This is a genomic window from Limnohabitans sp. Jir61 (assembly GCF_003063545.1).
Classification (GTDB): Bacteria; Pseudomonadota; Gammaproteobacteria; order Burkholderiales; family Burkholderiaceae_C; genus Limnohabitans.
This window is the reverse complement of the sequence record NZ_NESD01000001.1, coordinates 545,874-563,510: the sequence shown is the minus strand read 5'-3', so window position 1 is coordinate 563,510 and position 17,637 is coordinate 545,874. Positions and strand designations below refer to the sequence as shown.

The 17,637-nt window shown below is 55.6% G+C and carries 16 protein-coding genes and 3 tRNA genes; 8 read left to right on the top strand and 11 right to left on the bottom strand.

Annotated features, from left to right (window positions below):
• Genes B9Z35_RS02725 through B9Z35_RS02710 form a run of 4 tightly spaced genes read left to right on the top strand, consistent with a single transcriptional unit; the run spans position 1 to position 5,629 of the window.
• Complete coding sequence (locus tag B9Z35_RS02725) at positions 1 to 3,183, top strand: efflux RND transporter permease subunit (RefSeq protein ID WP_108282115.1); 3,183 nt, start codon at positions 1 to 3, stop codon at positions 3,181 to 3,183.
• Between the two features lie 42 nt (positions 3,184 to 3,225).
• A complete protein-coding gene (locus B9Z35_RS02720; RefSeq protein WP_108282114.1) occupies positions 3,226 to 3,882 on the top strand; it encodes a protein-L-isoaspartate O-methyltransferase in 657 nt (218 codons plus the stop codon).
• A 9-nt stretch (positions 3,883 to 3,891) separates the two neighbouring features.
• The gene (locus B9Z35_RS02715; RefSeq protein ID WP_108282113.1) at positions 3,892 to 4,233 is read left to right on the top strand and encodes a rhodanese-like domain-containing protein; all 342 of its coding nucleotides are present in this window, start codon (positions 3,892 to 3,894) and stop codon (positions 4,231 to 4,233) included.
• 16 nt (positions 4,234 to 4,249) lie between these two features.
• On the top strand, positions 4,250 to 5,629 hold the full coding sequence (locus B9Z35_RS02710) for a TolC family outer membrane protein (protein ID WP_108282112.1): 1,380 nt from the start codon (positions 4,250 to 4,252) through the stop codon (positions 5,627 to 5,629).
• Here the strand turns inward: B9Z35_RS02710 and B9Z35_RS02705 are convergent.
• From B9Z35_RS02705 to B9Z35_RS02695, 3 genes are read right to left on the bottom strand one after another with little or no spacing between them, the layout of a single operon-like run.
• Positions 5,626 to 6,924 (bottom strand): 3-deoxy-D-manno-octulosonic acid transferase, encoded by a 1,299-nt coding sequence (locus B9Z35_RS02705; protein ID WP_108282111.1) that lies wholly within the window; start codon positions 6,922 to 6,924, stop codon positions 5,626 to 5,628. The genes B9Z35_RS02710 and B9Z35_RS02705 overlap by 4 nt on opposite strands.
• A complete protein-coding gene (waaC, locus tag B9Z35_RS02700; RefSeq protein WP_233246454.1) occupies positions 6,924 to 7,943 on the bottom strand; it encodes a lipopolysaccharide heptosyltransferase I in 1,020 nt (339 codons plus the stop codon). Before waaC ends, B9Z35_RS02705 begins: the two co-directional genes overlap by 1 nt.
• A complete protein-coding gene (locus B9Z35_RS02695; RefSeq protein WP_108282110.1) occupies positions 7,940 to 9,340 on the bottom strand; it encodes a phosphomannomutase/phosphoglucomutase in 1,401 nt (466 codons plus the stop codon). The genes waaC and B9Z35_RS02695 overlap by 4 nt, the downstream gene beginning before the upstream one ends.
• Before the next feature lie 82 nt (positions 9,341 to 9,422).
• Here B9Z35_RS02695 and B9Z35_RS02690 point away from each other — a divergent pair, with 82 nt between their 5' ends.
• The 4 genes from B9Z35_RS02690 (at position 9,423) to B9Z35_RS02675 (ending at position 11,875) form a co-directional block, all read left to right on the top strand.
• Complete coding sequence (locus B9Z35_RS02690) at positions 9,423 to 9,929, top strand: methylated-DNA--[protein]-cysteine S-methyltransferase (RefSeq protein WP_199219752.1); 507 nt, start codon at positions 9,423 to 9,425, stop codon at positions 9,927 to 9,929.
• Positions 9,926 to 10,819: a DMT family transporter gene (locus B9Z35_RS02685; protein ID WP_108282109.1), complete on the top strand. Its 894-nt coding sequence runs from the start codon at positions 9,926 to 9,928 to the stop codon at positions 10,817 to 10,819. Before B9Z35_RS02690 ends, B9Z35_RS02685 begins: the two co-directional genes overlap by 4 nt.
• 188 nt (positions 10,820 to 11,007) lie before the next feature.
• Positions 11,008 to 11,265 carry a hypothetical protein gene (locus B9Z35_RS02680; RefSeq protein ID WP_233246453.1) on the top strand — a complete coding sequence of 86 codons (258 nt, stop codon included), beginning with the start codon at positions 11,008 to 11,010 and terminating at the stop codon, positions 11,263 to 11,265.
• An 82-nt stretch (positions 11,266 to 11,347) separates the two neighbouring features.
• The gene (locus B9Z35_RS02675) at positions 11,348 to 11,875 is read left to right on the top strand and encodes a hypothetical protein (protein ID WP_108282108.1); all 528 of its coding nucleotides are present in this window, start codon (positions 11,348 to 11,350) and stop codon (positions 11,873 to 11,875) included.
• A gap of 123 nt (positions 11,876 to 11,998) precedes the next feature.
• Here B9Z35_RS02675 and B9Z35_RS02670 read toward each other — a convergent pair whose 3' ends face one another.
• The 8 genes from B9Z35_RS02670 to B9Z35_RS02635 all read right to left on the bottom strand — a co-directional run bounded on the left by B9Z35_RS02670 (position 11,999) and on the right by B9Z35_RS02635 (position 17,636).
• Positions 11,999 to 12,373 (bottom strand): RNA-binding protein, encoded by a 375-nt coding sequence (locus B9Z35_RS02670; RefSeq protein ID WP_108282107.1) that lies wholly within the window; start codon positions 12,371 to 12,373, stop codon positions 11,999 to 12,001.
• A gap of 273 nt (positions 12,374 to 12,646) precedes the next feature.
• Positions 12,647 to 12,723, bottom strand: a tRNA-Asp gene (locus tag B9Z35_RS02665).
• 58 nt (positions 12,724 to 12,781) lie between these two features.
• A tRNA-Glu gene (locus B9Z35_RS02660) sits at positions 12,782 to 12,857 on the bottom strand.
• Between the two features lie 39 nt (positions 12,858 to 12,896).
• A tRNA-Ala gene (locus tag B9Z35_RS02655) sits at positions 12,897 to 12,972 on the bottom strand.
• 34 nt (positions 12,973 to 13,006) lie between these two features.
• Complete coding sequence (gene gltX / locus B9Z35_RS02650; protein WP_108282106.1) at positions 13,007 to 14,395, bottom strand: glutamate--tRNA ligase; 1,389 nt, start codon at positions 14,393 to 14,395, stop codon at positions 13,007 to 13,009.
• 13 nt (positions 14,396 to 14,408) lie between these two features.
• Positions 14,409 to 15,620 (bottom strand): O-succinylhomoserine sulfhydrylase, encoded by a 1,212-nt coding sequence (locus B9Z35_RS02645; protein ID WP_108282105.1) that lies wholly within the window; start codon positions 15,618 to 15,620, stop codon positions 14,409 to 14,411.
• Positions 15,621 to 15,627: 7 nt separating this feature from the next.
• Entirely contained in the window at positions 15,628 to 17,142 is a 1,515-nt protein-coding gene (purF, locus tag B9Z35_RS02640) for an amidophosphoribosyltransferase (protein ID WP_108282104.1), read from the bottom strand.
• Positions 17,142 to 17,636, bottom strand: a complete 495-nt coding sequence (locus B9Z35_RS02635) for a CvpA family protein (RefSeq protein WP_108282103.1) — start codon at positions 17,634 to 17,636, stop codon at positions 17,142 to 17,144. The genes purF and B9Z35_RS02635 overlap by 1 nt, the downstream gene beginning before the upstream one ends.
• Position 17,637 lies beyond the last annotated feature (1 nt).

Below are 17,637 nucleotides of genomic sequence, written 5' to 3'. Positions count from 1 at the left end.
ATGTGGTTCACCAAAATCAGCCTTAAAAATCCGGTCTTCGCGACCATGCTGATGCTCGCCTTCGTTGTGCTCGGTTTGTTTTCATACCAACGTTTACAGATTGATCAATTCCCCAACATTGACTTCCCCGTCGTGGTGGTCACCACTGAATATCCTGGTGCATCGCCTGAGATTGTGGAGAGCGAAGTTAGCAAAAAGATTGAAGAAGGCGTCAATTCAATTGCCGGCATCAGCGCCCTCACGTCACGCAGCTACGAGGGTATGTCGGTGGTGGTGATTGAGTTTCAGCTCTATGTGGATGGCCGCAAAGGCGCTGACGACGTGCGTGAAAAAGTGGCATCGATTCGTCCTACCTTGCGCGACGATGTAAAAGAGCCCAAGGTCTTGCGCTTTGACCCATCCAGCAAAGCGATTTGGTCTCTGGCCGTGGTACCCACAACAGCTGAAAGTGGAAAACCTCTCTCGCCGGTGGAGATGACCAACTGGGCCGACCAGGTCCTCAAAAAACGTCTAGAAAACGTACGCGGTGTAGGTTCAGTCTCGTTGGTGGGCGGCACCAAACGCGAAATCAATTTGTACCTCAACCCGCAAGCCATGGAGTCGTTGGGCATCAGCGCCGACCAAGTGGTGAACGCGGTCAAAACCGAAACCCAAGACTTGCCTGTGGGCAGCTTGCGCTCGTTACAACAAGACCGCGTGATTCAAATCCAAGGCCGCATGCTGCGCCCCGAGGACTTTGGGCAAATCATCGTGGCGCGTAAAAACACCACGCCGATTCGCTTGAACCAAGTGGCCACTGTGAACGACGGCGCACAAGAGGTCGAGAGTTTGGCGCTCTACAACGGCCAACGCACACTGTTGATGACGGTGCAAAAAGCACAAGACGAAAACACGATTGACGTGATTGATGGCCTGAACAAAACCGTGGCCGAGATGAAAGCGCAATTGCCCCCAGGCCTACGCTTGGAGCAAGTGCAAGATGGCTCACGCCCCATCCGTGTGGGGGTGGCCAACGTGCGCCAAACGCTCATTGAAGGTGCGCTGCTGACGGTGCTGATCGTGTTCTTGTTCTTGAACTCATGGCGCTCCACGGTCATCACCGGCCTCACGCTTCCGATTGCCATCATCGGCACGTTTTTGTTCATGTACATCTTTGGCTTCACCATCAACATGATCACGCTCATGGCCTTGTCGCTGTGTGTGGGCTTGTTGATTGACGACGCCATCGTGGTGCGCGAAAACATCGTGCGCCATGTGCAAATGGGCAAAACGCCCTACCAAGCCGCGATGGATGGAACACAAGAAATTGGCTTGGCCGTGCTGGCCACCACGCTGTCGATCGTGGCGGTGTTTTTGCCTATTGGTTTCATGGGCGGCATCATCGGCAAGTTCTTCCATGAGTTTGGTATCACCATCGTGGCTGCGGTGCTCATCTCGATGTTTGTCAGCTTCACGCTCGACCCCATGCTCTCGTCCATCTGGCATGACCCCACCATTCATGCCCATGGTGAGCAAGGTAAATCCAATGCGTTTTACGACCGCACGGTTGGTCCGATCACTGCTTGGTTTGAACAAACCACGGACAAACTGATTTTGATTTATCAGCGCATTCTGAAATGGGCGCTGGTACACAAACGTTCAACTGTGGGCTTAGCCGTTGGCATCTTTGCGCTGAGCATCTTCATGGTGCCGCTTCTGGGCACAGAGTTTGTGCCTAAGGCAGACTTCTCTGAAACGACGGTCAATTTCTACACGCCGGTAGGTTCGTCACTCGAAGTCACCGAGGCCAAAGCCAAACAAGTCGAAGCCATCGTGCGTGAATTTCCAGAAGTGCGCTACACACTGTCCACCATCAACACGGGTGCAGCGAACGGAAAAATTTACGCCAGCATTTACATCCGTTTGGTTGACCGCAAAGACCGCAAACGCAATGTCGACCAAATGTCGGCCACGCTGCGAGAGCGCTTGCGCCAAGTGCCGGGTATCACCGTCACACATGCCGGCTTACTGGATGCAGTGGGTGGCAACAAGCAAGTGGAGTTCTCACTCCAAGGCAGCGACTTGCGCGAGCTTGAACGCCTCACCACCGAGGCCATGGACAAAATTCGCAACATCCCAGGCTTGGTCGATTTGGACTCCAGCGTGAAGCCCAACAAACCCACCATTGAGGTAAAGGTACAACGCGAAGCGGCCAACGACCTAGGCCTGTCGCTCGGTGCGATTGGCAACCAGTTACGCGTGTTGGTCGCTGGCACCACCGTCACCAATTGGCGTGCCGCCGACGACCAAACCTACGACGTCAACGTGCGCTTAGCACCCAACGCTCGCAACGCGATGCAAGACTTGGAACGCCTTCCCTTCACCCTCGGCGTCAACGCCGACGGCAGCCCCCGTGTGGCGCGCTTGAACCAAGTGGCCAAGGTCGAAGAAGGCACAGGCCCCAACCAAATCAACCGCCGCGATCTGATGCGTGAAGTGGCCATCAATGCCAACGTGTACAACCGCTCCGCTGGCGAAGTGTCAGGCGACATTCGCAAAGCCATGGACAGCATCCAATTACCACCTGGCTACCGCTACCAATTCAGCGGCTCCACCAAGAACATGGCCGAATCGTTTGGCTATGCTATTTCGGCCTTGGTGCTAGCCGTAGTGTTCATTTACATGATTCTGGCCAGCCAGTTCAAAAGCTTCTTGCAGCCTATGGCCTTGATGACCGCCCTGCCCCTCACCCTCATTGGCGTGGTGCTGGCTTTGCTGCTGTTTGGCTCTAGCTTGTCGATGTTTTCGGTCATTGGCGTCATCATGCTGATGGGCTTGGTCACCAAAAATGCGATTTTGTTGGTCGACTTTGCCATTCGCTCTCGTGAACCCCAAGAGCAGCCCGATGGCTCCATCAAACCAGGCCTCAGCCGCCACGATGCCCTGCTGCTGGCCGCTGAAGTGCGTTTGCGACCCATTTTGATGACCACCTTGGCCATGATTTTTGGCATGGTGCCCTTGGCATTCGCCCTGTCTGAGGGTTCTGAACAGCGCGCCCCCATGGGTCAAGCCGTGATTGGCGGGGTGATTACCTCGTCCTTGCTTACTTTAGTGGTCGTACCCGTGGTGTTCTGCTATTTGGACGATTTGGCCGAATGGATGAAACGCAAATGGGCGTCAGGCTTTGACAGCCCCGCCCGTTAAAATTTTGCCCAGCTTTAACTGAACTGATTTCGGAGTTTTGAGATGAATACCCAAGAACAAGCCCGCTTCAACATGGTCGAACAACAAATTCGTCCTTGGCAGGTGCTCGACCCCCAAGTGCTGACCGTGTTGTCCAACGTGCAACGCGAACTGTTCGTGCCACAGGCCTACCAAGCCATGGCCTACACCGACACCGACATCCCTTTGGGCCACGGCGAATTCATGGCCCCTCCCCGCGTGGCGGCACGCTTGATGCACGACCTGCACCTGACTGGCACAGAGAAAGTTTTGGAAATCGGCACGGGCAGCGGCTACATGGCTGCTCTGTTGGCCGGCCGCGCCCAACGCGTGGTGAGCTTGGAAATCAACCCCGAGCTGGCCAGCAACGCCCGCAACAACCTGCAACGCGCTGGCATCACCAACGTCGATGTGCGCGTGGCTGACGGCAGCACGGGCGCTTCGGGCGATGCCCCGTTTGACGCCATCGTGCTCGGCGGCTCGGTGGCCGAAGTGCCACAAGCCTTGTTGCAACAAATCAAAGTCGGTGGTCACCTGTTGGCCATCGTTGGCCACGACCATGTCATGGCTGCCACATTGTTCACACGCACCGCTGACGCCGCTTGGAGCAGCAAAGCTTTGTGGGACCACACGGCTCCACGTTTACAAGGCTTTACAGAGCCCACACGCTTCAAGTTCTAAAAGCGCGGCATGATTGACCAAGTCCAACCCGCTCAGTTGCAAGACTGGATCGCATCGCAAGCACCCAACGGCACAACCGTGGTGCTGGATGTGCGTGAAGCCTGGGAAGTGCAAACCGCCTGCGTGACCGCACAAGGGTTTGAGCTGGTGAAGATTCCCATGCATACCATTCCACCTCGCATCACTGAGCTCGACCGTGATCAACCGATTGCTGTGTTGTGCCACCACGGTGGTCGCAGCATGCAAGTGGCCGCATTTTTGGTACAGCAAGGTTTTAGCCATGTGGCCAACATCGCGGGCGGCATCAACGCTTGGTCGTCGCAAGTGGATGCCTCTGTGCCCACATATTGATTTTTGAAAGAACTGAATGTCTCTCTCTCGCACTGTGTTTCGCACCCTCCCCCTCACCGCTGCAATGGTTTTGGCTTTTGCATCCAGTGCAAAGGCCCAAAGCTTGGTGGAGATGTTTGACGCAGCGCGTGGCTATGACGCAGGTTTTATTTCAGCCAAGGCGCAGTTTGAAGCGAACTTGGCTAAGGCCAACCAAACGCTAGGCGGCATCTTGCCCAACATTGCGTTGTCGGCGAGTGCGACGCGGACAAATTTTGACTATCGCGTAGATAACGTCGCAGCGGCTTCGGCAGCAGGCCTCACAGGCTCACAACTTGCAACACAGCGTATTTATGGCACAGGCTCTGGCGCAATTACTCTCAGTCAACCTATTTACCGCCCAGCTGCGTGGGCTGCTTACCGTCAAGGCGGTCATCTACTGCAACAAGCAGCTGCTCAATACGAAGCTGCAGAGCAAGACTTGCTCGTTCGAGTCACACAAGCCTACTTTGATGTGTTAATTGGCGAAGAAAGTTTGGCCCTAGTTCAAGCTCAAAAGAGAGCAGTGGGAGAGCAACTCGCTTCAGCCCAACGTAACTTTGAAGTTGGCACAGCCACCATCACTGGTGTGCGTGATGCACAGGCACGCTTTGATCTCGCAAACGCCCAAGAAATTGCAGGCGAAAACGATTTGCGCATCAAGCGACTCGCTCTTGACCTCGCCGTAGGTTTGACGAACGCAAAACCAAATCGCTTAGCCAACAACACAAAACTAATTGCGCCGCCCTCAGAGGACGTCAGTGCGTGGGTAAGCCTTTCTGAAACGAGTAGCCCTGCAGTTCGTCAAGCGCAACTCGGATTAGAAATTGCTTCACTTGAAGTGAACAAAGCTACAGCAGGTCACAAACCAACTATTGATGCTCAACTCTCATACTCTGGTGTACGAAATGTTGACGGAAGCGCCACAAGTGCGATTCCATCGCATATCTACAACCCCTCGGCAGCGATCGTTCTTAACATGCCCATCTTCGCCGGCTTCAGCACCATGTACCGCGTAAAAGAAACCGTGGCCTTGGAAGACAAGGCCCGCTCGGATTACGAAAATGCACGCCGTGCGACAGCGCAAGCCACACGCACCGCTTATTTCGGTTTGGTTGCTGGCCTGAGCCAAGTCAAAGCGTATGAAGCGGCAGAGGCTTCTAGCCAAAGCGCCTTGGATGCGAACAAGCTCGGTTATTCGGTGGGCGTGAACATCAACATCGATGTGCTGAACTCGCAAAGCCAGCTCTACCAAACCAAGCGTGATTTGGCCAAAGCGCGTTACGACGTGTTGGTGACTAACTTGAAACTGCGCCAAGCCGCTGGCACGTTGACACCTGCTGACTTGCAGCCGATCAACGACTTGCTCGCACCTTAATGGGTTTTCAAAAAGGGGAGCAGCGCTTGAACCGTGCGCTGAGCTGCCCCTCGGTGCGCTTGTGAAAACGCCAAGCACCCTTGGACGTGTGCATTCTCATCTGGGCCAGAACTCACCATTTGCAGGGCCGTCGTCACCGCTTGTGCCATGCTTTCGACGCGCAAGGCCGCACCGGCCTCTTCGGCCAACAGGGCTGCCTCTGCAAAGTTAAAAGTATGGGGGCCCATGATGATGGGACAGCCGCATGCTGTGGACTCAATCAAGTTTTGCCCCCCCAATGGCGCAAAGCTGCCGCCCAGCAAAGCGGCATCTGACAAGCCGTAATACAAAGCCATTTCGCCCAGTGAGTCGCCTAACCAAATGGTGTCGACATCGTCTTGATGATCCAACTCTGGACCATCGCGCCATTCGCTGCGACGCGACACGTGCCAGCCGCGTTGCTCGATCAATGCAGCGACTTCTTCAAAACGCTGCGGGTGACGTGGCACAACCATCCAATGCACGGCATTGATATGGTCATGAGCATCTAAGGGCACATCTTTCAAGGCCTGCAACGTATCCAGCCACATCTCCTCTTCGCCCTCGCGAGAACTGGTGAAGAGCACCACGGGACGCTTGAGTTTTTGCTTCCACACCAAAGCGGTTGCCAACTGTGTGGCATCCGGCTTTGCATCAAACTTCAAATTACCCAACACCGCATCGACCTTGGCGCCCAAGTTTTGCAAGCGCTCGGCATCTGCCTGCGTTTGCGCAAGCACAGCCGACAAGCCTTGGTACGCGGGGCGTGACAACCACGACAAGCGTTGCGCTTGGTGCATGCTTTTCTCGCTCATGCGTGCATTCACTAGCACCAACGGCACGTGAGCCTTGTTGCATTGCGCCACCCAGTTGGGCCACAGCTCGGTTTCTAGGATGATGCCGACACGTGGTTTGAACTGCGTCAAAAAACGTTGTACAGCGGCGGGGGTATCCCACGGTTGCCACACTTGCACATCGCCTTCTTGCAAAAAGCTCACACCTTGCGCACGTCCTGTGGCTGTGCCGTGGGTGAGCAAGATGCGAATGCCTGGGTGCGCCGCACGCAAGGCTTGCAGCAGCACGGCAGCAGCGCGTGTTTCGCCCAAAGACACGGCATGAACCCACACGTAGCCACCCTCAGTGGGGGCTTGTGTGTAATGTCCAAAACGTTCGTCAATGGCCTGCAAATAGCCTGCCTCTTCACGCCCACGGCGTTGCAGCTTGCGACGCAACAAAGTTTGCAGGGCCCACATGACCGCGCTGTAAATTGGCAGCATCACGGTACTGAGCCCTCGGCGTGCAAGCACGCTTGCCACGCATCCCACACGGCATCCACGCTAGGCGTGGGGCAATCAACCACGCTGCGTTGACGTGTCAAACCTTCAGGGCCGGTGCGCCATGCGGTGTCGAAGTTGTAAATCTGAACATGAGGCAAATCCAGCGCCACAGCAATATGGCTCAAGCCGCTGTCTACCCCGATCACACCCGTGCATTGCGCCATCTCGGTGGTGAGCTGGTCCAGCGACAAGCGGGGCCACACCACCGCGCCCGGCAGCATCTCGGCCATGGCTTCGCTGCGCAGGCGTTCAGCTTCGTTGCCATGGGGCAGTGCCACATCAAAGCCTTGTTGTTTCAAACGCAAACCTAGGTCATGCCAATGCGACAAGGGCCATTCTTTGTCGGCACGCGAGGTGCCGTGCACCAAAGCCACCAAAGGCTTGCGCTGCATTGCCGCTTGACCCAAGCCATAGTTCACATGCGCGGGCACGTCGTAGCCCAAGGCTTTGGCGCAGAGCACGCGGCCACGTTCCACCGCATGGATGTGCGGCGTGATGGGCACAGCCACATCAGCCACCCAACGTGTGGGGCGTTCGTAACCTGAACCATCGGTGCGGTTGGCCAAGGCATAACGCTTGCCGCCTTTAGCTTTGCGCGCCAGCCATGCCACCAAGGCTGACTTGGTCAGGCCTTGTAAATCGAGGATGACGTCATACGCATCTTGCTGCAAATCGGCTTTGAAGGCTTGCCACTCGGCACGTGTTTGGGCGCGGGTGTTCGCTTTCAAAAAAGCTTTGCGCCAGCGGCGCAGGTCACAGGGAATCACACGATGCACCGCCGCACATCGTGCGGCCAAAGGTGCAAAACCACGTTCCACCACCCAGTCAATCTGAGCATTGGGAAACGCAGCTTGAATGTCCATCACCGCGGGCATGGTGTGCACCACGTCACCCAGTGACGAGAGCTTGACGATCAGCACCTTCAAAGGTGCTTGCCGGTCATGCAAGGCGAAGCTCAATGCGCCGCCTCTTGAAACTTCGCATCGGGCTTGACGCGACGCAGTAGCGCCAGCATGTCGTGCTCAATGCGGTCCAGCGCTGCTTGGGTTTGACCTTCAAAGCGCAGTACCAAAACAGGTGTGGTGTTAGACGCACGAATCAAACCAAAGCCATCGGCCCAGTCAATGCGCAAGCCATCAATCACACAAGCTTCTGGCTTGAACTCGGGCGAAGGCAAGGCTTCGCTAGACACGATGTGTTGCAACTCAGCGCTCAAACGGTGTGGCTCGCCTTCGGCACAGCCTACGTTCAATTCAGGCGTGGAGAAGCTGGTGGGCAAGGCGTTGAGTACCGCATTGGCATCGGGGCTGCGACTCACGATTTCGAGCAAACGGCAACCCGCATAGGTGCCATCGTCGAAACCAAACCAACGCTCTTTGAAGAAGATGTGGCCGCTCATCTCGCCACCCAAAGGTGAGTCGACTTCTTTCATCTTGGCTTTGATCAGCGAGTGGCCGGTTTTGAACATCAAGGCTTGGCCGCCGGCTTCGCGAATGGCTGGAGCCAAACGCTGCGAGCACTTCACATCAAACACAATCGCACCGCCTGGCACGCGCGAAAGCACGTCTTGCGCAAACAGCGTCATTTGACGGTCTGGGTAAATGGTTTCGCCGTCTTTCGTGACGATGCCTAAGCGGTCGCCATCGCCATCAAACGCCAAGCCCAATTCAGCACCTGTGGTCTTCAACGCCGCGATGACGTCTTTCAAGTTCTCGGGCTTGCTGGGGTCTGGGTGGTGGTTGGGGAAGTTGCCATCCACTTCGCTGAACAGCTCAATCACTTCGCAGCCCAAGGCGCGGAAGATGCCAGGCGCTGTCGCACCGGCAATGCCGTTACCGCAATCGACCACCACTTTCATGGGTCGGCTCAGGCGCACATCGCCCACGATGCGGGCCACGTAATCGGCAGTCACATCCACATGTTGGATGCTGCCGCCGGCTTTGAGCGTCCAGCTCTCGGCTTGCATGATCTCGCGCAAACCTTGAATTTCATCACCGTAAATGGCGCGGCCACCGAGGACCATTTTGAAACCGTTGTAGTCCTTGGGGTTGTGGCTGCCAGTGACTTGAATGCCGCTCTTGCACAGCGTGCTGGCTGCAAAGTACAGCATGGGGGTCGTCACCGCGCCCACATCAATCACCTGCACGCCTGCGGCGACCAAACCACGCATCAGCGCTTCAACCAGCGAAGGGCCGCTCAGGCGGCCATCTCGGCCCACGGCGACGGTGGTTTCGCCACATGCAGCGGCATGTGTGCCAAATGCTTTGCCCAGGGCTTCGGCGACTTCGACATTGAGGGTGGAGGGCACGACACCGCGGATGTCGTAGGCTTTGAAGATAGAGGCGTTTACTTGCATAGTGATCAGATTGTAGAGAGCCCAACTCCGCTTTCTTTAGCCCATTATGATGATCTAACACCAGCCTCTAAAACACCTTCTCGTGCCAGCTACACCCCTCCGTCGCATTGTCCAAAGCCACACCACCTCGCCCTTAGGCGATGTGCTGTTAGCCGCCACCGAGCAAGGCTTGGCAGGGGTGTGGTTTGTACAAGGTCAACGACATATGCCCGACAGCAGCCAGTGGACGACCGATGAGGCACACCCCACCTTGCTGGCCGCAGCCCAGCAATTGCAAGACTACTTTTCAGGCCAACGCCACAACTTCGATCTGCCAGTGCAGCCCGCTTGGGGCACACCGTTTCAGCGTGCCGTGTGGCAAGCCTTGCAGCGTATTCCCTATGGACGTATCAGCACCTATGCTGACATCGCACGCGACATTGGCAACCCAAAAGCTGTGCGTGCGGTAGGAGCAGCCATCGGGCAAAACCCACACACCATCATCGTGCCGTGCCACCGTGTGTTGGGCGCGAACGGCTCACTCACGGGCTTTGCAGGTGGCGTAGACCGTAAACAACACTTGCTTGCACACGAGGCCACGCACGCATGACCGAGCATCATCTGCATTGGCGCGAATGGGTGCCTGAGTTTGTGCTGTTGGCGTTGCTGTGGGGCTCTTCGTTTTTGTTCATGCGCGAAGGTGCCCATGCTTTTGGCCCTTTTCCAACCGCTTGGGTACGGGTCACCCTTGCCGCCCTCATGCTCACACCTATTTTGTTATGGCGCCATCAAATTCCTGTCTTGCACGCGCATTGGCGCCCTGTTTTGTCTTCGGGCTTGCTTAATTCAGGCATCCCCTTCGCATGCTACGCCTATGCATTGATGCACATCAGCACAGGCCTGTCGTCCATCTTGAATGCCACCACCCCATTGTTTGGCGCACTCATCGCTTGGGCTTGGTTGGGTGACAAACTCACTGCCGCACGCGCTTTGGGGTTGGCACTTGGTTTTACAGGCGTGGTCTTGCTAGCCAGCGATGTAGAGGGTGGCATTTCATTCAAAGCAGGCGGCTCAGGATTGGCTGTGCTGGCTTGTTTGGTTGCCACGTTTTGCTATGGCATTGCTGGCAGTCTCACCAAACGCTATTTGCACAACGTACCTACGCTCGTGACCACCACAGGTAGTTTGTGGGGCGCAAGTATTGGCCTAGCCATTCCTGCATGGCTCATGTGGCCCGATGAAGCACCTTCACAACACGCATGGGCCGCTTTGGGAATCGCGGGCTTGCTATGCACGGCTTTGGCTTATGTCCTGTATTTCCGCTTGATGACATGCACAGGCCCTGCACGCGCCATGACTGTTACCTATTTGATCCCTGTCTTCGCCAATGTATTGGGTGTGATCTTCCTAGACGAAGTCGTCACCCATTGGATGATGGGCTGCGCCGTGGTCATCGTGGCGGGTACGGCATTGGCTTCTGGTTTGGTCGGTCGAAAATAAAAGCGTCACAGCATAGCGAAGCCTGTTACAGTACTTGATCGCTTTAGTCGACTTCTAGCACGCTACCTCTACCTAAGCGCGTGCAGCCCCTTAGCAAAGGGGCGTTTTAAGTAAATTCCCACTTCTACGCGTATTTCTAACCGGTGCAAACAGCACTGCGTTTTGTCGTTCTATTTTTTAAGATTTTCATGATTCCAGTTATTCATACACAACATCCCGCCATCACGCATGGCAAATACCGCATCGCCGCCAGCCCACGCGCCCTGCCCTGCGGCCGCTTCACAGCCCAAGTGTCTGTGGCCAGCGGTCAAGGCAGTGCCAGCACCGCACGCATCATGTCGTTCACCGATCACTTCGCCACACACGATGACGCTGCCATTTACGCCTTGGCCCAAGGCATTGATTGGGTCAATCAATACCAAAGACCCACCACAAAAAGTCATTAAGTATTAATTGATATTAAATTTAGTCAACCTAAATAATTCTTTACTCGTTACGTTCTTTCTAACAACTTGAGAGAGAAAGCAAATGAGCTTGAAAGCAAAAGTCCCACTGATCACGTTGGGCCTCATGGCTGCACTGACCTTGTCTGGTGCAGCCCACGCGGCCAACCCGCTCGAACAAATCGTCAACCAAGGCGTGGAAAAGTTGCAGCAACGCGGCAACGAACGCAGTAACGATCGCGGCTCTGACAACGAACGATACAGCGACCGAAAAGATGACCGTGAACACCACGGTCGCCGTGATCACCACGGCCGTCAAGACAACGACCAGCACAACGATAGCAACACCTCTTGCCGCGACGAACGCAGTCTGCGCTCAGTACAAGGTAATGTTCACACATCCATGAAGTTTGTGAACCGTACCAACCACGAAGTTCGCTCGTACTGGTTGGATTACAACGGTCGCCGTGTGTTCTACAAAGCCATTCCGCCTAACGGTAACTACACACAACCCACGTTCCAAACTCACCCTTGGGTGATCACGGACCAACGGGATAACTGCCTCGACATCTATGTGTCGAATCAACCATCGGCTGTCGTGGAAATCCGCTGACCGCCCTTGATCCAAATACAGCAGTGGGGCACCGCTGATGTATGAAAAAAAGGCCTAGGAACCAAAGTTCCGAGGCCTTTTTGTTTGGCTCAGCGCAAGGCTGAGTCAAAAGATCTGCAGGGCTTAGTAACCGCCGCGACCGCCACCACCGTAGCCGCCACCACCTGAACGGTCGCCGCCGCCGTAGCCGCCACCGCCGGAGCGATCGCCACCACCGTAGCCACCGCCACCTGAACGTGGAGGACGTGGCTCCATTGGGCGTGCTTCGTTCACAGTAATGCTACGACCACCCAATGATTGACCATTCATGCCTTCGATAGCAGCTTGTGCTTCGGCATCGCTGCCCATTTCGACGAAGCCGAAACCTTTTGAGCGGCCTGTGTCGCGCTCCATCATGACTTTGGCGCTGGTAACAGAACCGAATTCACCGAAAGATTGCTCGAGGTCGCCATCGCGAACCGTGTATGGCAGATTGCCGACGTAAAGTTTATTGCCCATGAGGACTCCTTGAATACATTAGAAAAGCGATGGGGTCCCGAAAGCACAACAAACCGAAAAGTAACGCCGTAACGCGCGAAACTGACCTATCACCTGAATTGCGCTGGCGTTTTATTACCAGCGCAAGGGCATTATGCACGTCTTTTCACTATTTAAAATATAAGAGGGACTTTTAATTCCATTTAACAGCTAAAGCACAAGCTAATCAAGTGAGTTCAAATTTGAAAGACACAAGAAAAAAGCCTAAGTAGCGAACTACTTAGGCTTTTTATTTGGCGGAGTGGACGGGACTCGAACCCGCGACCCCCGGCGTGACAGGCCGGTATTCTAACCAACTGAACTACCACTCCTGGTAGCTGTAACTTTTGCTCAGCTGCTTTCGCAACCAAAGCCAAGTGCTACAAAACTTGGCGACCCTACGGGGATTCGAACCCCGGTACTCACCGTGAAAGGGTGATGTCCTAGGCCTCTAGACGATAGGGTCAAAACCTGGACTGTTTCTTTAGAAACTTCTCGACATTTTTGGTGGAGGTAAGCGGGATCGAACCGCTGACCTCTTGCATGCCATGCAAGCGCTCTCCCAGCTGAGCTATACCCCCGTTGGGTGTCGAGAACGATAGTATATCAAGAATTTTAGCGTTTGGTCAAACGCGCTAAAACTTTTTCTTTTCCACACAGGAAAAGCACGGCATCCACAGACGGTGTTTGAGGCGTGCCCATGACCAACACGCGCACTGGCATGGCGAGCTGCGGCATTTTCAAACCCTGCTCTGTCAACACTTCTTTGAACGCTGCGCTCACGTTGGCTGTGCTCCACTCGGCCAATGAGCCGAGCTTGGTAGCCAAGGCATCGAGTGCAGGCAACACAGCAGGTGTGATGTGTTTGGCTACATCGTCAGCTTGCGGGGTCACGTCGTTGTAGAAAGCACCTGCCCAGTCGGCCAAGACCAACAAGGTGTCGCAACGGTCTTTGAACAAGCCACAAATGGCAGGCAAACGGTCGTCGGCGGTGATGCCACGCTTGGCCAACTCGGCGCTCACCAAAGGTGCGAGCGCGTCATCGGCCATGGCTTTCAAATGCTGGGCGTTCACCCATTTGAGCTTGGCTTCGTCAAACTGTGCAGCGCTGCGGCCGAGGTGGTCAAGGTTGAACCACTCTAAGAACTGTGCGCGACTGAAAATTTCGTCATCACCGTGGCTCCAACCCAAACGTGCGAGGTAGTTGACCATGGCATCGGGCAAGTAGCCTTCGTCGCGGTATTGCGTGACGGCTTTTGCGCCATTGCGTTTGCTCATCTTCTCGCCTTGCTCGTTGAGCACGGTGGGCAAGTGGGCATACACAGGCGTGTCTTTGCCCAGTGCTTTGAAAATGTTGATTTGACGCGGTGTGTTGTTGACATGATCGTCGCCACGAATGACGTGGGTGATGGCCATGTCAATGTCGTCCACCACCACGCAGAAGTTGTAGGTGGGTGTGCCGTCGGGGCGGGCAATGACCAAGTCGTCTAACTCGTCGTTGCTGATTTCAATACGGCCTTTGACTTTGTCTTCCCACACGACCGAGCCGCCTTGTGGGTTTTTAAAGCGCAGCACAGGCTTCACGCCTTCGGGAATCGCAGGCAAGGTCTTGCCTGGCTCGGGGCGCCATGTGCCGTTGTAGCGTGGCTTTTCTTTGTTGGCCATTTGCTGCTCGCGCAGTGCGTCGAGCTCTTCCATGCTCATGTAGCAGGGGTAGACATGACCACCGGCTTTGAGTTCTTCCAACACAGCCTTGTAGCGGTCCATGCGTTGCATTTGGTAGAACGGGCCTTCGTCGTGATCGAGGCCCAACCACTTCATGCCTTCGATGATGACGTCCACCGAGGCTTGGTTAGAACGCTCGAGGTCGGTGTCTTCAATACGCAAGATAAAGTCGCCACCGGTGGCGCGTGCAAACGCCCATGGGTACAAAGCCGAGCGAATGTTGCCGAGGTGAATAAAGCCAGTGGGAGATGGCGCGAAACGGGTACGAATTTTGGTCATGCAGAAATAAAAATCAAAGGGTATCGAGGCCGCGCAACAAGTCGGCCTTCATGTCGTCTAAATGCTCAAGGCCGGCGGCCAAGCGAATCATGCCTTGACCAATGCCAGCGGCTTGGCGTTGGTCTTCCGACAGCTTGCCGTGCGAGGTGCTAGCGGGGTGTGTGAGCAAAGTTTTGGTGTCGCCCAAGTTGGTACACAGCGAGAGCGTGCGCAAACTGTCGAGCACATGGAACGCACGGGTGCGCGCTTGCTGTGGGTCAGCTGCCTTCACATCAAACGACAACACCGCGCCTCCCATGCCCGACATTTGCTTCAATGCCAAGTCGTGCTGTGGGTGAGAGGCCAAGCCTGGGTAATACACGCGGGACACAGCAGGATGCTGCTCCAACCACTGGGCCATCGCGTGGGCATGCGCACTTTGGGCACGCATGCGAATGTCGAGCGTCTCCAAACCTTTGAGCACCACCCATGCATTGAAAGGTGAAAGCACCATGCCGCTGTTTTTCATGACAGGCAGCAGCTTTTCTTTGATGAGCTTTTCGCTGGCACACAAAGCACCCGCCATCACGCGGCCTTGGCCATCCAAATACTTGGTGCCTGAGTGCATGACGATGTCTGCGCCCATGGCCATGGGGCGCTGCAAGATAGGCGTGGCAAAACAGTTGTCGACCGCCAGCAAAGCGCCAGCGTTGTGTGCCATGTCAGCCAAGGCAGCGATATCGCACACCTCGGTCAAGGGGTTGGTGGGCGTTTCGGCAAACAAAATTTTGGTGTTGGGGCGAATGGCCGCTTTCCATGCGCCCAAATCGGTTTGCGACACCACGGTGGACTCCACGCCAAAGCGTGCGAACTCAGAACCAATGAGCTTCAAGGTCGAGCCAAACATCGACTGCGAATACACCACATGGTCGCCTGCTTTGAGCAAGCTGAACAACATCAACATGACCGAAGACATGCCGGACGATGTAGCCAAAGCGGCCTCGCTGCCCTCTAAGGCGGCCAAGCGCATTTCAAAGCTGCTCACCGTGGGGTTACCCGAACGTCCGTAGGTGTAGCCGTCTTCTTCGCCTGCAAAGCGGCGCGCCGAGGCTTCGGCTGAAGGCTGCACATAACCGCTGGTCAGGTACAAAGCTTCTGAGTTTTCACCGTATTGGCTGCGATCAGCAGCCAAGCGCACGGCCAAAGTTTCTAAATGCAAATCAGTGGGCAAAGGGTGTTGGCTCATGGCTTGTTTACTCCGAGTGGTTGGGCAAAGCGAGGCGCGAGTTATCTTCAGCGCCCTCTTCCGTACCCACGCGTTTTTCGTTCAAGCGCGCGATATCGCCCACAGACACATCGCCCGTCACATACACGCCGTCAAAGCATGAGGCATCAAAGCCATCAAGCTTGGGTGCAGAGCCTGCTGTAGCATCGCGCACAGCTTGCTTCATGGCATCCACGTCTTGGTAAATCAAGGCGTCGCAGCCAATCAACTCACGAATTTGGTCGATGGTGCGGTCATGCGCCACCAGTTCTTCGGGCGTAGGCATGTCGATGCCGTACACGTTAGGAAAGCGCACAGGCGGCGCAGCGCTGGCCAAGTACACCTTGCGCGCACCGGCGTCGCGGGCCATTTGCACAATCTCGCGGCTGGTTGTGCCACGCACGATGGAATCATCCACCAGCAGCACGTTGCGGCCTTTGAATTCGCTGGCAATCACGTTGAGCTTTTGGCGCACAGATTTTTTGCGCACGCCTTGACCAGGCATGATGAAGGTGCGGCCCACGTATCGGTTTTTTACAAACCCTTCACGGTAAGGCACACCCAACAGATGCGCCAGCTGTGTGGCGCTGGGGCGGCTGGACTCAGGGATCGGGATGATCACGTCAATGTCGGTTGGCGGCACAACCGAAATCACGCGTTTGGCCAAGGTCTCGCCCAAGTTCAAGCGGGCTTGGTACACAGAAATGCCATCCATCGTCGAATCAGGGCGGGCCAAGTACACGTATTCAAAAATACAAGGCTTGAGCTGCGGCGCATCGGCGCATTGCATGAAGTGGGCTTGGCCTGCGAGGTCAATGAACACCGCTTCGCCCGGCGCAATATCCCGCTCAAACACATGGCCTGTGCCATCCAACGCCACTGATTCACTCGCCACCATGTAGGTGCCATCTGCGCCACGGCCAATGCACAAAGGGCGAATGCCAAACGGATCGCGGAAGGCCAACAAGCCGTGGCCGGCAATCATGGACACCACGGCGTAAGAGCCTTTGATGCGGCGGTGCACGCGTCGCACGGCTTCAAACACATCAGCTGGCTTCAAAGGCAAGCCACGTGTGGTTTTGTCAATCTCGTGCGCCAATACGTTGAGCAAGACCTCAGAGTCACTCTCGGTGTTGATGTGACGATGGTCTTCAGAAAACAGCTCGGCTTTCAAAGCATGGGCGTTGGTCAGATTGCCGTTGTGCACCAGCACCAAACCATACGGCGCGTTCACATAAAAAGGCTGCGCTTCTTCTTCGCTGAAGGCATTGCCCGCAGTGGGATAACGCACTTGGCCCAAGCCGTTGTTGCCAGGCAAGGCGCGCATGTTGCGGGTGCGAAACACGTCACGCACCATGCCCTTGGCTTTGTGCATGAAGAATTTACGGTCCAGCTGGGTCACGATGCCTGCGGCATCTTGGCCTCGGTGCTGCAAGAGCAACAAGGCGTCATAAATCAACTGGTTCACAGGTGCGTTGCTTGCAACGCCGACGATGCCACACATTAGGGGAGGTACTTTCCAAAATCAGCCGGTAACACCGGCTTCAACACATGCAAAAACTGTTGCAACCATTGCGTGCCCTGCGCTTGCTTCCAAGCCTCGGTTTCACGCATGGGCGTCATGCCCACAAACACAGTCACAGCCAACAAAATAACCACGCCGCGCATCAATCCAAACAAGCTGCCGAGGAATCGGTCCAATAAACCTAAGCCAACCGCTGACAACAGCTTCTTGATGGTCCAACTGACCAATGCCGTAACCACGAGCACCGCCACAAACACCACCACAAAGCCAGCGGCGTAGCGCAACATCTGGCTGCTGCCCTCCATGGGTAACCAAGCGGCTGCGACTGGGGCATACATCTGCGACACATAAAACGCAGCCACCCAACCGACGAGAGACAACACCTCTTGCACGATGCCGCGCCACATACCGAGCAGCAACGACAGGCCCAAAACGGCCAGCAGAATCCAATCTACGGCCGAAAGCGTCTGCATA

Excerpts from the sequence above, each read along its gene's own strand:
- B9Z35_RS02725 (WP_108282115.1), top strand. The coding sequence starts at position 1 with ATGTGGTTCACCAAAATCAGCCTTAAAAATCCGGTCTTCGCGACCATG.
- B9Z35_RS02720 (WP_108282114.1), top strand. The coding sequence starts at position 3,226 with ATGAATACCCAAGAACAAGCCCGCTTCAACATGGTCGAACAACAAATT.
- B9Z35_RS02715 (WP_108282113.1), top strand. The coding sequence starts at position 3,892 with ATGATTGACCAAGTCCAACCCGCTCAGTTGCAAGACTGGATCGCATCG.
- B9Z35_RS02710 (WP_108282112.1), top strand. The coding sequence starts at position 4,250 with ATGTCTCTCTCTCGCACTGTGTTTCGCACCCTCCCCCTCACCGCTGCA.
- B9Z35_RS02705 (WP_108282111.1), bottom strand. The coding sequence starts at position 6,924 with ATGCTGCCAATTTACAGCGCGGTCATGTGGGCCCTGCAAACTTTGTTG.
- B9Z35_RS02695 (WP_108282110.1), bottom strand. The coding sequence starts at position 9,340 with ATGCAAGTAAACGCCTCTATCTTCAAAGCCTACGACATCCGCGGTGTC.
- B9Z35_RS02685 (WP_108282109.1), top strand. The coding sequence starts at position 9,926 with ATGACCGAGCATCATCTGCATTGGCGCGAATGGGTGCCTGAGTTTGTG.
- B9Z35_RS02680 (WP_233246453.1), top strand. The coding sequence starts at position 11,008 with ATGATTCCAGTTATTCATACACAACATCCCGCCATCACGCATGGCAAA.
- B9Z35_RS02675 (WP_108282108.1), top strand. The coding sequence starts at position 11,348 with ATGAGCTTGAAAGCAAAAGTCCCACTGATCACGTTGGGCCTCATGGCT.
- B9Z35_RS02670 (WP_108282107.1), bottom strand. The coding sequence starts at position 12,373 with ATGGGCAATAAACTTTACGTCGGCAATCTGCCATACACGGTTCGCGAT.
- gltX (WP_108282106.1), bottom strand. The coding sequence starts at position 14,395 with ATGACCAAAATTCGTACCCGTTTCGCGCCATCTCCCACTGGCTTTATT.
- B9Z35_RS02645 (WP_108282105.1), bottom strand. The coding sequence starts at position 15,620 with ATGAGCCAACACCCTTTGCCCACTGATTTGCATTTAGAAACTTTGGCC.
- purF (WP_108282104.1), bottom strand. The coding sequence starts at position 17,142 with ATGTGTGGCATCGTCGGCGTTGCAAGCAACGCACCTGTGAACCAGTTG.
- B9Z35_RS02635 (WP_108282103.1), bottom strand. The coding sequence starts at position 17,636 with ATGCAGACGCTTTCGGCCGTAGATTGGATTCTGCTGGCCGTTTTGGGC.